Origin of the sequence: Shinella sp. CPCC 101442, from assembly GCF_024704725.1 — a bacterium.
In the GTDB taxonomy this organism is placed as follows: domain Bacteria; phylum Pseudomonadota; class Alphaproteobacteria; order Rhizobiales; family Rhizobiaceae; genus Shinella.
In genome coordinates this window covers 1-13463 of record NZ_JALIQS010000013.1, presented here as the reverse complement: position 1 = coordinate 13463, position 13463 = coordinate 1, and the positions used below count along the sequence as shown (strand labels likewise).

Below are 13463 nucleotides of genomic sequence, written 5' to 3'. Positions count from 1 at the left end.
TCTCCCCAAGACGGTTTCGCACCACCCGGCGATACTCCTCCCGACAGTCAAGGGAGGACATGACTTTGAAGCAGTACACGCTGCTCATCGGCGGCGAACGCGTCGCCACGCCCCACCACGCAGAGGTGCGCAATCCGTCGACCGGCGAGATCGTCGGCCTGATGCCGCTCGCAAGCGAGGTCGATCTCGACCGCGCGGTGGCGGCCGCCTCCGCTGCCTTCGAGAGCTGGTCGAAGACCGATGACGCGTTGCGCGCGAGCGCCTGCCGCTCCATCGCGGAAAAGCTCGCGGAAAACGCTGAAGAGGTTGCCCGCCTGCTGACGCTGGAACAGGGCAAGCCACTGAACGGTCTCGGCTCGCGCTTCGAACTGGGCGGCGCGCTCGCCTGGACGCGCCACACCGCCGAACTCAGCCTGCCTGTCGAGCTGGTGCAGGACGACAATGAGGGTCGCGTCGAAATCCACCGCAAACCGGTCGGCGTCACGGGTTCGATCACGCCGTGGAACTGGCCGGTCATGATCGCCTGCTGGCACATCATCCCCGCCGTGCGAGCCGGCAACACCGTCGTCATCAAGCCATCGCCGCTGACGCCGCTGTCCACCATCCGTCTTGTCGAGATCATCAACGAGGTGCTGCCGCCGGGTGTCGTCAATGTCGTGACGGGTGAAAACGCCATTGGCGCCGCCCTCTCGGCCCATCCGGGCATCGCCAAGATGACCTTCACCGGCTCCACCGAGACCGGCAAGAAGGTGATGGCTTCGGCCGTCGCGACGCTGAAGCGCCTGACGCTGGAACTCGGCGGCAACGACGCCGGCATCGTGCTGCCTGATGCCGATCCGGCCCGCATTGCTGAAGGTCTGTTCTGGGGCGCCTTCATCAACAACGGCCAGACCTGCGCGGCGCTGAAGCGGCTTTACGTGCATGACAGCCTCTATGACGACGTCTGCCAGCGGCTCGCCGACTATGCGGCGAACATTCCCGTCGGCGACGGCCTCGACGAGAAGAACATTCTCGGCCCCGTCCAGAACGCCATGCAGTTCGACAAGGTGCGCGAGCTGGTCGAGGACGCGAAAGCGCAGGGCGGACGCATCCTGATCGGCGGCGAAGCGCCGGAGGGCGAGGGGTATTTCTACCCGGTCACGCTCGTCGCCGATGTCGACAACGGCGTGCGGCTGGTGGACGAGGAACAGTTCGGTCCGGTTCTGCCGATCATCCGCTACAGCGATATCGACGAGGTGATCAGGCGCGCCAACGACAATCCCGCCGGCCTTGGCGGTTCGGTCTGGTCCGGTGATCCGGACAAGGCGCGCGCGGTCGCGCTGCAGCTCGAATGCGGCTCCGTCTGGATCAACAAACATGGTGCCATCCAGCCGAACGCGCCCTTCGGCGGTGTCAAGCAGTCAGGTATCGGCGTCGAGTTCGGCGTGGATGGCCTCAAGGAATTCACCACGATCCAGACGGTGCTGAGCTGATGAGCGGGACCTACGATTATATCGTCGTCGGTGGTGGCTCGGCCGGTTGCGTCGTCGTCAACCGCCTGTCTGAAAACCCTGCCAACCGGGTGCTGCTCATCGAATCCGGGCGGCGCGACAAGGATCCCTGGATCCATATCCCGGCGACCTTTTTCAAGGTGCTCGGCAAGGGGATCGACATCCATCCCTATGCGTCCGATCCGCAGCCCGGCCTGAACGGCCGGCCCTCGATCGTGCCGCAGGGCAATGTGCTGGGTGGCGGTTCGTCTCTCAATGCGATGATCTATGTCCGTGGCCATCGCAACGACTACGATACGTGGTCGCAGATGGGCTGCCGCGGCTGGTCCTATGACGAGGTGCTGCCGGTTTTCAAGGCACTGGAAGACAACGAGGTTTTCAACGGCGAATATCACGGGCAGGGCGGCACGCTCACCGTTTCAAACCCGCGTCACCGCCATCCGCTTTCTGAAGCCTTCGTCAAGGCGGCAGTCGAATCCGGCCTGAAGCCGAATGCCGATTTCAACGGCGCGGAACAGGAAGGCGTCGGCTTCTACCAGAGCACCACCAAGAATGGCCGGCGCTGGAGTTCCGCCATGGCGTTTCTCCGTGAAGCGGAGAAACGGCCGAACGTGACCGTGCTGACCGAAAGCAAGGTGGCGCGGGTGCTGTTCGAAGGCCGCAAGGCCGTCGGCATCGCGCTCACGGACGGCACGGTCTATCGCGCGAACCGCGAAATCGTGCTGGCGGCGGGCGCAATCGCCACGCCCCGCCTGTTGCAGCTCTCCGGCATCGGCAATGGCGCACATCTTTCCTCCCTCGGCATCGACGTCGTGTCGGACCTGCCGGGTGTCGGCGAAAACTATCAGGACCATCTGGAAGTGCCGGTTCAGGCCGAGACGCGCGAGCCGATCTCCATCCTCGGCCACGACACGGGCCTGAAGGCCGTCGGGCACATGCTGCGTTACCTCACGTCGAAACAGGGTCTCCTGACGTCGAATGTCGTGGAATGCGGTGGTTTCGTCGATACCGCAGGTACCGGCCAGCCGGACGTGCAGTTTCACGTCTTGCCCGTCCTGATCGGCTTCGTCGATCGCGAGCCGGAATCGGGCCATGGCTTCTCTATCGGCCCGTGCTATCTGCGTCCCCGCTCGCGCGGCTCGATCCGCATCACGGTCGCCGATCCTGCGGCAAAGGTGGATTTCAACGCCAATTCGCTCGCCGACCGTGAGGATGTCGAGACGCTGGTGCGTGGCGTGAAGGCGGCGATCCGCATTCTCGATACGCCGTCGATGCAGGCGATCGTCAAGCGGCGGGTCCTGCCGCGCCCCGGCGTCGAGAACGATGCCGAGGCTCTCGAAAACTACATCCGCCAGAGCTGCAAAACCGTGTTCCACCCGGCCGGCACGGCCCGCATGGGCCGCGACGACGACCCGATGGCGGTGGTGGCGCCGGACCTGAAGGTACGCGGCGTCGAGGGGCTGCGCGTCGCGGATGCCTCGGTCATGCCGACGCTCGTCTCCGGCAACACCAATGCTCCCTGCATGATGATCGGCGCCCGCGCCGCAGCCTTCATGACGGCGCGCTGAAAACGGCCGGCGCGGAGGAGCGCCGGCCGATCAAAAACCAAGGAGGAGGAAACCATGATGAAACTGTTGAAGGGACTGCTGGTCGGCCTGGCGTTCAGCCTTGCCGGCACGGCGGGCGCATACGCGGCCGCATCCTGCGGCGAAAACACCGGTGCTGCCGCAACCGGCGAGCCGATCGTCATCGGCGCCATCACCGGCAAGACCGGTCCGGACGATTTCTCGAATTCGACCAAGGCGGCAAAGGCCTATTTCGACTGCCTCAATGCCAATGGCGGCATCAAGGGCCGTCCGGTGACGTATCTTGTCGAGGATGATCAGTGGGACCCGGAAAAAGCGGCCCAGCTTGCGGCAAAGCTCGTCGATGACGAGAAGGCCGTGCTGATGGTCGGCAACTCCAGCTATGTCGAATGCGGGGCCAACGCCGATTACTACAAGAAGAGCGGCATCTATGTCGTGGCTGGCGTCGGCGTGCCGCGCGAGTGCTTCTTTGCGGAAAACTATGCGCCGACCAATGCCGGCCCGCGCGTCTCCATGCTCGGCGCCATGGGCTATGCGCTCGACAAGCTTGCTGCCAAGTCGGTGGTCTGCATTGGCCCGAACATTCCCAATGTCGGCACCTGGTCCTGCGACGGCGTGATGCTGCTTGCCAAGGAAAAGGGTTTTGCCGCCGAAACGATCCTGATGGATCCCGGCAGTGCGGATGCGACCTCGATCATGCTGCAGGCCGCCGCCAGCAAGCCTGATGTCATCGTGCTCGGCATGTCGAAGGGCGTCGCCGTGCCGCTGCTGGTGGCTGCCGAAGAGCAGGGGCTGAACGAACAGATCACCTTCCTTTCCGCCGCATCGGCCTATGATCTCTCCGTACCGGAAACCATCGGTGCCGGCTGGGACGGCAAATTCTACGTCAACATGGAATTCAACGACCTGGAATCCCAGACGCCCGACAATGCCAACTGGCTCGCCGTGATGGAAGAATACGGCCAGGCCTCCGACCCGCGCGACACCTTCGCCCAGGCCGGATACCTCGCCGCGCGCATCGCCGAGAAGGCGCTGATGAGCCTCGACAGCGCCGGCATCAGCCGCGAAAGCGTCTCGGCGGCCGTGCGCCAGGTGAAGGATTTCAAGAGCGATATCTTCTGCGCTCCCTGGTATTTCGGTGAGGGCCAGCCGCGCCACAATGCCAACTCGACGACCCGCATGGCCGTCAGCGAAGGCGGCAAGTGGAAGGTCGTCTCCGATTGCGCGCCGTCGCCCGATCCGGAGCTGAAGGACGTGCGCGCCTTCGAAGCCAGCCTGAAGTGATCGACCCGGCCCTGCGGACATCGCGTTTCGCAGGGTCCCCTTTCCCGAACGTTCGAGGGGGCCATGTCTCTCCTGCCATTTCTGATTTCCGGCCTCGGGATCGGCGCGGTCTATGCCCTGTCAGGCGTCGGTCTCGTCATCCTCTACCGATCGACCGGCGTGTTGAATTTCGCTTTCGGCGCCTTCGGTGCGCTCGGCGCCCATGTCGCCTGGCAGACCCTGCAATGGGACTGGCCGTTGGCGCTCGCCATCCTCGTCGGCGTCGCCACCTCCACCGCGGTGAGCTTCCTCTACGGGCGGCTGTTTGCGCCACTGCTCTCGCACCGCGATATCGTCGTGCGCGCCGTCGGCACACTGGCGCCGGCCCTTGTGCTGATCGCTGCCATGGGCGTCATCTGGGGCGAGCTGCCGCGCCGCCTGCAGTTTCCGACCGACCAGATGTATCTCACCGTCTTCGGCGTCCGGCTCACCTTCACCCGGCTGATCGCGCTCGTTCTGTCGCTCGCCATGGTGGCGGCCATCACGCTGCTTTTGAACCGCACGCGTCTCGGCCTCGACATGCGCGCGCTCGCCAATGACCGTGACCTGTCCGCCATCCTCGGCGTGCGCGTGCTGCACACCGAAACCGCGGCCTGGGTCATTACCGGCCTGTTTTCCGGTCTTGCCGGCCTGCTGCTGGCCGATCTCGTGCGCCTGCAGGGCACGTTCCTGACCTTCGTCGTCATTCCGGCCATCGCCGCGGCGATCCTCGGGCAGCTGCGCTCGCTCTACATTACAGCCATTGCCGGCGTCGGTATCGGCCTTGCCGAGGCGGTCCTGACGCCGATCACGCTGATCTCGCCCTACCGCGCCGCCGCGCCCTTCGTCATCGCGTTGATTGCGGTCACGATCCTCGGCAGCATGTCCCGAGCCGCGATGAGGGATCGATGAACACGCAAGGAACCCTTCTCCCCGCCGCGGTGCCGCTTGCGGCCGAGACCGTCGTCCGCAAGCAGCGCCCGCTTTTTGCCATCGCGTTCGCCATGGCGGTGTTCTCCACCGCGATCGCCCTCCTCGCCAATGCCTTCTGGCTCTCGGCCCTCACCTCGGCGATGGCGCTGTCGCTCTCCGTCGCCGGTGTCGCCGTGCTCTATGGCCAGCTCGGCCTCGTCTCGCTCTGCCAGTTCGCGCTGGTCGGCGTCGGCGGCTGGGTGACGCTGCGCATAGGCCACGGTTTCCAGCCACCCTTCGAGGTCAGTCTGTTGGCCGGCGGCGTGGTCGCCGCCCTGATCGGCCTGCTCTTCGGCGTTCCGGCATTGCGGCTGCGCGGCCTCTATCTCGCGCTGGTGACGCTGATGCTGGCGGGCGCCTTCCAGATCGTCATTTCCGCCTGGGGTTTTCCCGATGGCGGCCCCGGTTTCCTCGGCCGTGCGGATGGAGTGGGCCGGTCCATGCTCGCCCGCCCGGCGCTAGCGACCGAGGCGATCCCGTATTTCCTCTATTGCGCGTTCATCGCCACGCTCGGGCTGATCCTGGTGCAGGCCCACAAGATCACCCGGCCGGGCCGCGCCTGGGCGCTGATCCGCAAGGGCGAGACGGTGGCGATCGCCTCCGGCGTCAATGTGCTCGCCTACAAGGCTTGGGCCTTTGCGCTTTCGGGTTTTCTCGCGGGCATCGCCGGCGGGCTTCTCGCCGGCAATGTCGGCCAACTCGAGGGCCGCGCCTTTTCGGCCTTCGAGAGCCTCAACCTTTTCGCGTTGGCGACGGTCGGCGGCGCGTTCCACTGGTACGGCGCCGTCATCGCGGGCCTGCTGCTGCGCGCGTTGCCGGCATTGCTCACCGATCTCGGCATCGACGGTTACGTGACGATCGGCATTTTCGGTGTTGCGCTGTTCCATGCGCTGGCAACGGCCCCGACCGGCATCGCCGGCAAGATCGCCAACCTTCTTGCACGCTTCACCAAGGGAGGCGAGCGATGATCGAAATCGAAACGCTGTCGGTCCGTTTCGGTGGCATCAAGCCGATCGACCAGCTGACCGCCATGCTGAGCGCGCCCGTCTCCGGGCTCATCGGCCCGAACGGCGCCGGCAAGACAACGCTGCTCAACGTGCTCTCCGGCTTCGTGCGGCCCGTCGAGGGCGCCATCAAGCTGGATGGTCGGTCGCTGCTGGCGCTGTCACCGCTGCAAAGGGTGCGGGCGGGCTTGCGCCGCTCGTTCCAGACGGAACAGGTGGTGGAAGACCTGACTACCCGCGACAATCTCGCCGCCCTCGCCGACAATGTGGCGTCCGTCGGTGAACGCAGCCGCACGACGGACCGGGCGCTGGAGTTCGTCGGTCTTGGCAGCGTCGCCCACCGGCTCGGGGCGCGGCTGAACCTGTTCGAGCGACGGCTGGTGGAACTCGGCAAATGCCTGATCGGCACGCCGCGTCTCATCCTTCTTGATGAACCGGCCGCCGGCCTGACGGACGAGGAGGGGGCGCGGCTGCGCGACCTGGTGCTCGCCATTCCCGATGCTTTTGGCGCGCAGGTCGTTGTGATTGATCACGACGTGGAGCTCATCCGCGCCATGTGCGCGGAAACGCTGGTGCTCGACTACGGCAAGCGCCTGGCACTCGGCAATACGGAAACGGTCCTCGCCGACCCCGCCGTCCGCCGCGCCTATCTGGGGGAACTGTGATGAGCACGGACATCATTTCCGTCGACAATCTCGTCGTCGAACGCGGCGGCAAAAGGGTGCTGCACGGCATCTCCTTTTCGCTTGAGGCCGGCACGATCAGCACCCTGCTCGGCGCCAATGGCGCCGGCAAATCCAGTACTGTCATGGCGCTCTCCGGTGCCATTCCCACGATGTCGGGCACCGTCTCGCTCGGTGACCTCAAGCTGACGGGGCTTTCGCCCGATGCGGTGCGCCGCCGGGGCGTGGCCATGGTGCCGGAAGGGCACCGCGTGCTCGGCCAGATGAGTGTCGAGGACAATCTGCTGGTCTCCGTGCTGGAGCGTAGCGCGTTGGCGCGGCGCGACGGGCTGGCGCGGGCCTTCGCTATCTTCCCTGAACTCGAAACCCGCCGTCATCAGCTTGCCGGCGATCTCTCGGGTGGCCAGAAGCAGATGGTGGCGATGGCGCAGGCCTTTCTGGCAAAACCGCGCTTCATGATCGTCGATGAACTCTCGCTCGGCCTTGCCCCTACCATCGTCAAGCGGCTGGCGGAGGCGCTCACCCTTGCTGCCGAAGACGGCATCGGCGTGCTGCTGATCGAGCAATTTGCCAATCTGGCGCTGGGCCTTGCCAGCCATGCGCTGGTGATGGAGCGCGGTCGCATCGTCTTCGATGGTTCCTCGCAAACCCTGCGCCAGCAGCCGGATATCCTGCACGGCGCCTATCTGGCGGTGTGAGCCATGGGCACGCTCTCGCCGCTCGAAGCCGCAACCGGCATGGATGTCCGCTTCGTCGCCCGCCGGCTGTTCGGCTCCGTGCGGTTGCATTTTTCCGAGGGACGGGAGCGGGCGAGCCGCATCGTTTCGGCAAAACTCGGCCAGTGCCGGCTGACGCGGCTGAATGCGGAGGCGCATCTGGTCGATGGCCGCCGCGTGCTGTCCGATGGCAACCGGCCGGATATGATCAAGCTGATCATCCAGCCGCACGGTCGCTCGATTTTCCACCAGGGCGGCTGCGATCTGACCGTCAATTCGCAGGCGCTGGTGATCTACGATCCCGCCTATAGCTACCGGCTCGAAAACCCCATGCCCGTCGAGGTGCTGATGTTGCAGGTGCCGCGTGAGACATTGCCGCGCGCCGTGCTCGGACGCCTGCGCCGGCCGATGGCGGCATCGCTTGCGCCCGGCGGGCTGCAAAACATCCTGCTCTCGATGATGCAGGGGGCCGTGGTGGAAATGGACCGGCTCGATGCTGCCGGCCGCGAAAGTCTCGGCCGGGCGATGGCGGACCTGACGCGCACCATCATCACCGACTGCTTGCTGGCCGACCATCAAGCCGATGCGCCGCCGCTGGCCTTGCTGTTCGACCGTATCAAGGCCTATGTGGCGGATAATATCCAGCGAACCGATCTCGACGCGTCGGATATTGCGCGGCGCATGGGCTGTTCCGTGCGCTATGTCTATCGGGCTTTCGAGGCGCAGGGCCTCACACCGGCTGATTTCATCTGGGAGCAGCGTCTTCAGACGGCGGCCGAGGCCTTGCGCAACCGTCCGGTCCGCCCCGGTTCCATCGCCGAAGTCGCCTTCGAATTCGGCTTTTCCTCCAGCGCGCATTTTTCGCGCCTCTTTCGCCAGCGTTACGATCGGACGCCGTCGCGGTGGCGAGAGGCGGCGGAGTGATCCGCCGCCTCAGTCGGTGCCTCAGGCCTGCATCGCCTCGGCGACGCGCAGCGTGTCGGTGAACTGCTCGAAGCGGCGGATCTTGTCGTCCGCCACGCCCCAGACATGCACGACGCGCACATTCATCGCCTTGCCGGTCGCCTTGAAACGGGCCGTGTAGCTGCCGACGGCGACCACGTCGTTGCCGGCATCGAGAAGGCGTTCCAGCGTGAAGGTGTAGTCGTCCCAGGCCGCACCGAGCGCCGCAAAAACGTTTTGCACGATGGCGTCGGGGCCGACATAGGTGCCGGCGCAGGGAAAGCCATCCATCTCCGTCCAGCGGCAATCCTCGGCGATGTCAGCGAGCATGCCGGCCATGTCGCGGCGGCCGTTGGCGTCGTAATGGGCTTTGACGATTTCGTAGGCGGTGCGCATCAGACGGGTGCCTCGCCGGGCTGGTAGAAGGTCTCGGAGGCCTTGCGGATGAAGGCGCCGGCATTGCTGTTCTGGATCGCGCCCTGGCCATTGATGCCGAGGAATTTGCCGGTCGAGCGCATGTCGGTGAAGTTGTAGAAGAAGGTCGAGGCGACCGGGATCTTGAATTCGCGGAAGGTGAAGATGTATTGCGCCTCGGCGAATTTGTAGGTGGTGGCGAGATCCACGTCGCCATGCCCGCGCTGCACGCCGACCAGGCACTGCCAGGCATAACGCTTGGAGGACAGGTAGGTGTGCTCGTAGACATGGTTGGGGCTGTAGGTGAAATGGGCGCGCAGGCCGATCAGGTCCCGCGTTTCCTCCGGCACCATGCCGCTCGCTTCCCCGCCGGCAATCACGCCCGGCCGGAAAATCTGGCCGACCTGCGGTTCGCCCACCGTCTCCTCCTTGGAGCGTACGACCGAAAGGATCGACAGCGCGCGGCGGGAGGCGAGGTTGAGGATGACCGTCTCGGCCTCGAGCGGCTTGTCAGTGAAGGCGATCTCGACGAAATAGGTGTCGGGCGCAACTTCGACCACCTCGACCGAATCGGTGCCCGAACCGGATGCATCCTTCCAGGTCACCTTGTCCTTGGTGAAATCGAGCGAGAGTTCGCGGCCGTCATCGAAATGGACGGTGTGTTTCGTGCCGGCCAATGCCTCGGTCAAAGGCAGGCGGTTGGTGTCGATGCCATAGGCGAACTGGTCGTAGGTCTTCCAGTCCTTGGGGTTTTGCTGAGCCATGTCGGTTTCCTCCTATTCCACAAAAGCAAGGGTCGGCAGATCGACGGTGCCGGCGCCGCCGTCGACCGTCAGGATCGCGCCGCTGATCATCGCGGCCTCGCCGGAGGCGAGGAAGCAGACGGCATTGGCGACGTCTTCGGCGCTTGCCGGGCGGCCGAGCGGCACGTCCCTGGTGACGAGCGCATAGGCCTCGGCAATCGAGGCGAGCTTGTGCTTCTCGACCAGCATTTCCATCTGCTCGTCGGCCATCGCCGTCGTCACCCAGCCGGGGCAGACCGTGTTGGTGCGCACGCCGAGGCGGCCATAGTCGCGGGCGAGCGATTTCGCCAGCCCGATGCAGCCGTGTTTCATCGTGACGTAGCCCACGGCATCCGGCCCGGCGAAGAGGCCGGCGATGGAGGAGAGCACGACGATGTTGCCCTTGGATCGGATGAGATGCGGCAGGCTCTCGCGCGCCGAAACGAAGGCGGTGTTGAGGTTGAGGCGGACGGCGAGCTCCCAGGTCTCGTCGCTCATCGAGACCGTTGGGCCGACGCCGTGGCCGCCAGCATTGGCGATCAGGATGTCGATGCCGCCGAATTTTTCGGCCGTCGCCGTGACGGCAGCCTTCATGCTGGCGGTGTCGGCCGCATCCGCGGCGAAGACGGCCGCGCCGATCTCCTCGGCGACGGCCTGCAGCGGCTCCAGCCGCCGCCCGACCAGCGCCACCTTGCCGCCCTCGGCGGCGATGCGTCGCGCGACGGCGGCGCCGATACCCGTGCCGCCGCCGGTGACGATGGCAACCTTGTTGTCAAAACGCATGGTTTCCTCCCTTTTCCGGATCGATCATGCAGTGATGGTGCGAGGTCGTCGCGTCCGGTTCTGCACATTCTTTTGTCCAGGGCTGCACCCGGTCGCCGCCGGGAGTGCGGCCCTTGCAAAGAAAAAGGCGGCCCGCTGGGGCCGCCTCTGGCTCAGTAGACCTTTGCGCCTGATGGCGCCTCGGCCGGCTCGGTGGCCTTGAAGTCTTTCAGCAGTTTCGTCGTGGCATTGGCGAGCAGCGTCACGTCATTGCCGATGCCGACGAAGGTGGCGCCGAGTTCGAGATAGCGTTTGGCGAGGCCAAGATCGCCGATCAGGATACCGGCCGCCTTGCCATGCGACTGGATCTTTTTCAGCGCCTTCTCCACCTCGGCCTGCACCTCGGGTGCGCCGGGCTTTCCGAGGAAACCCATGTCGGCGGCGAGGTCGGCCGGGCCGATGAAGACGCCATCGACACCGTCGGTGCCGGCGATATCGTCGAGCGCTTCGAGGCCGGCGCGGCTTTCGACCTGCAGCAGCAGGCAGACCTCGTCATTGGCCGTCTGGAGGTAATCCACCGTGCGGTTGAAGGCCGAGGCGCGGGCGAGCGCCGCGCCCACGCCACGCACACCGTGCGGCGGGTAGCGCACGGCCTTCACCATCGCCTCAGCCATCGCCTTGCTGTCCACCATCGGGATCAGCAGCGTCTGCGCGCCGATATCGAGCAGCTGCTTGACGATCCAGGTTTCACCGATCGGCGGGCGGATGATGGCATGGCTCGAGGAGCCCTTCATCGCCTGGAGTTGCGAGACGAGCAGTGGCACGTCGTTCGGCGCGTGTTCGGCGTCGAGCAGCAGCCAGTCGTAGCCGGCCTCGGCGCAGATTTCCACCGTGTAGGGATTGGCAAGCGCCTGCCAGAGGCCGATCTGCGACCGACCTTCTTTCAGCGCCTGCTTGAAACGGTTTTTCGGGGCGGGCATCGAAAACCTCCTACGCGAAGAACAGGCTGACCGTGCCATAGGGGCCGAAATCGCCTGATATGGTGTCGCCATGGCGGGCCTCGACGGGGCGGATGAACGAGCCGGCGAGCACGATCTGCCCGGCCTCGATGCCGTCGCCGTACTGCGCGAGACGGTTGGCGAGCCAGGCGACGCCGCGGGCGGGCTGGTTGAGCACGCCGGCGCCAAGGCCGGTTTCCTCGACCTCCGCATTGCGGCTGACGATGGCGCCCATCCAGCGCATGTCGATCTGGTCGGGACGCACCGCGCGGCCGCCCGTGACGATGCCGGCATTGGCGGCATTGTCGGAGATCGTGTCGCAGATGGTGCGCGCCTTTTTCGTCTCGGGGTCGACGCGCAGGATGCGCGTGTCGAGGATTTCGAGCGCCGGCGTCACGTAGTCGGTGGCGTTCAGCACGTCGAAGACGGTGATGCCGGGGCCTTTCAGCGGCGCCTTCATCACGAAGGCGATTTCCGCCTCGACGCGCGGCTGGATGAAGCGGTCGGCCGGTACGGTGGCGCCGTCCTCGAAGACCATGTCGTCGAACAGCACGCCGGAATCGGGAATGTCGATGTTCAAAGCATATTGCATGGCCTTGGAGGTGAGGCCGATCTTCCAGCCGATGACCTTGCGGCCATCGGCGATCTTCTTCTTCACCCAGGCTCCCTGGATCGCATAGGCATCATCCATGGTGATGCCGGGGTGTTTCAGCGAGAGCAGGCCCGTCTGGACGCGCGTCCGCTCGGCCTCGTCGAGGCTTTGCGCGGCGGCGCGGATCTCGTCTTGCGTCATCATGGTCAGAAAACCTCGTCGGCGATGGTGTTGCGCAAAAGGCCGATGCCCTCGGCCTCCACTTCTACCACGTCGCCCGGCTTCAGCCAGATCGGCGGGTCGAAGCGCGCGCCCGCACCCGTCGGCGTGCCGCAGACGATGACGTCGCCCGGCACCAGCGTCGTGAAGGTGGAGATGTAGTTGATGATCTTGCGGAAGGAGAAGATCATCCGGCTGGTGCGATCCTGCTGGCGCACCTCGCCGTTGACACGGGTTTCGAGCTTGATGTCGGCAAGCTGGCTTTCGTCCCGGTAGGGCACCAGCCAGGGGCCGATGGAGCCGGTGGCGTCGAAATTCTTGCCCTGGGTGACGTTGAATTTCGCATGCCGCACCCAATCGCGGATCGTGCCCTCGTTGCAGAGGGTGAGTGCCGCGATGTGATCGAGCGCATCCGCCTCGGCAATGCGCCGGCCGCCCTTGCCGATGACGATGGTGACTTCGCCCTCGTAATCGAGCTGCGGGCTTTCCGGCGGGCGGATCAGCGGCCGGTCGTGGCCGGTGAAGGAGCGCGGGAAGCGGATGAAGAGGGACGGATTGGCGGGTGCCACCTGACCGTCCTTGTATTCCTCGTTGCGGTCAGGAAAATTCACGCCGACGCAGATGATCTTTTCCGGCGCCGGGATCGGGATTTCGTAGGTGATCTCGGAGAGCGGGAAATCCGGCTGGTGGCCTTCGACGGCCTCGAGAAGTTCATCGAAGGCATTGGCCTCGACGACCTCCCGAAGGGTCGGGTAACGGGTGCCGAAGCGGGCCGAAAGGTCGATCACGCCGGTCTCGGTGATCAGGCCATAGGCGTGGCGCTTGCCCGTGGTGAAGCTGGCAAATCGGGGATGGCTCATCTTCTCTTCCTTCAGGCAATGCCACCAAGGCAGACATATTTGATCTCGGTGAACTCCTCGATGCCATAGCGCGAGCCCTCGCGGCCGAGGCCGGAGAGTTTCACACCGCCGAATGGCGCTTCCGCCGTGGAGATCAGGCCG

General features: G+C 65.3%; 15 protein-coding genes. 8 read left to right on the top strand and 7 right to left on the bottom strand.

Annotation, left to right across the window (positions count from 1 at the left end; translation table 11 throughout):
- The first annotated feature begins 65 nt into the window (after nt 1-65).
- The 8 genes from MUO32_RS27255 to MUO32_RS27220 all read left to right on the top strand — a co-directional run bounded on the left by MUO32_RS27255 (nt 66) and on the right by MUO32_RS27220 (nt 8677).
- Nucleotides 66-1472 (top strand): aldehyde dehydrogenase family protein, encoded by a 1407-nt coding sequence (locus MUO32_RS27255; protein WP_257951568.1) that lies wholly within the window; start codon nt 66-68, stop codon nt 1470-1472.
- Nucleotides 1472-3058, top strand: coding sequence for a GMC family oxidoreductase (locus MUO32_RS27250; protein ID WP_257951518.1), 1587 nt, complete (start codon nt 1472-1474; stop codon nt 3056-3058). The genes MUO32_RS27255 and MUO32_RS27250 overlap by 1 nt, the downstream gene beginning before the upstream one ends.
- A 54-nt stretch (nt 3059-3112) precedes the next feature.
- The gene (locus tag MUO32_RS27245; RefSeq protein ID WP_374708730.1) at nt 3113-4360 is read left to right on the top strand and encodes an ABC transporter substrate-binding protein; all 1248 of its coding nucleotides are present in this window, start codon (nt 3113-3115) and stop codon (nt 4358-4360) included.
- Between the two features lie 63 nt (nt 4361-4423).
- The gene (locus MUO32_RS27240) at nt 4424-5290 is read left to right on the top strand and encodes a branched-chain amino acid ABC transporter permease (RefSeq protein WP_257951517.1); all 867 of its coding nucleotides are present in this window, start codon (nt 4424-4426) and stop codon (nt 5288-5290) included.
- Nucleotides 5287-6318, top strand: a complete 1032-nt coding sequence (locus MUO32_RS27235) for a branched-chain amino acid ABC transporter permease (RefSeq protein WP_257951516.1) — start codon at nt 5287-5289, stop codon at nt 6316-6318. The genes MUO32_RS27240 and MUO32_RS27235 overlap by 4 nt, the downstream gene beginning before the upstream one ends.
- Entirely contained in the window at nt 6315-7019 is a 705-nt protein-coding gene (locus MUO32_RS27230) for an ABC transporter ATP-binding protein (protein ID WP_257951515.1), read from the top strand. The genes MUO32_RS27235 and MUO32_RS27230 overlap by 4 nt, the downstream gene beginning before the upstream one ends.
- A complete protein-coding gene (locus MUO32_RS27225) occupies nt 7019-7735 on the top strand; it encodes an ABC transporter ATP-binding protein (RefSeq protein WP_257951514.1) in 717 nt (238 codons plus the stop codon). The genes MUO32_RS27230 and MUO32_RS27225 overlap by 1 nt, the downstream gene beginning before the upstream one ends.
- Nucleotides 7736-7738: 3 nt before the next feature.
- Nucleotides 7739-8677, top strand: a complete 939-nt coding sequence (locus MUO32_RS27220; protein ID WP_257951513.1) for a helix-turn-helix domain-containing protein — start codon at nt 7739-7741, stop codon at nt 8675-8677.
- Between the two features lie 21 nt (nt 8678-8698).
- Here the strand turns inward: MUO32_RS27220 and MUO32_RS27215 are convergent, their stop codons facing one another.
- The 7 genes from MUO32_RS27215 to MUO32_RS27185 form a co-directional block, all read right to left on the bottom strand.
- On the bottom strand, nt 8699-9091 hold the full coding sequence (locus MUO32_RS27215; protein WP_257951512.1) for a nuclear transport factor 2 family protein: 393 nt from the start codon (nt 9089-9091) through the stop codon (nt 8699-8701).
- A complete protein-coding gene (locus MUO32_RS27210; RefSeq protein WP_257951511.1) occupies nt 9091-9873 on the bottom strand; it encodes a molybdenum cofactor biosynthesis F family protein in 783 nt (260 codons plus the stop codon). Before MUO32_RS27210 ends, MUO32_RS27215 begins: the two co-directional genes overlap by 1 nt.
- Nucleotides 9874-9885: 12 nt before the next feature.
- Nucleotides 9886-10674: an SDR family NAD(P)-dependent oxidoreductase gene (locus MUO32_RS27205; protein WP_257951510.1), complete on the bottom strand. Its 789-nt coding sequence runs from the start codon at nt 10672-10674 to the stop codon at nt 9886-9888.
- Nucleotides 10675-10826: 152 nt separating this feature from the next.
- Entirely contained in the window at nt 10827-11633 is an 807-nt protein-coding gene (hpaI, locus tag MUO32_RS27200) for a 4-hydroxy-2-oxoheptanedioate aldolase (RefSeq protein ID WP_257951509.1), read from the bottom strand.
- A gap of 10 nt (nt 11634-11643) precedes the next feature.
- A complete protein-coding gene (gene hpaH / locus MUO32_RS27195; protein ID WP_257951508.1) occupies nt 11644-12447 on the bottom strand; it encodes a 2-oxo-hept-4-ene-1,7-dioate hydratase in 804 nt (267 codons plus the stop codon).
- Between the two features lie 2 nt (nt 12448-12449).
- Nucleotides 12450-13322: a fumarylacetoacetate hydrolase family protein gene (locus MUO32_RS27190; protein WP_257951507.1), complete on the bottom strand. Its 873-nt coding sequence runs from the start codon at nt 13320-13322 to the stop codon at nt 12450-12452.
- Nucleotides 13323-13333: 11 nt separating this feature from the next.
- The coding region (locus MUO32_RS27185) for an aldehyde dehydrogenase family protein (protein ID WP_257951265.1) at nt 13334-13463 on the bottom strand (130 nt) is incomplete at its 5' end.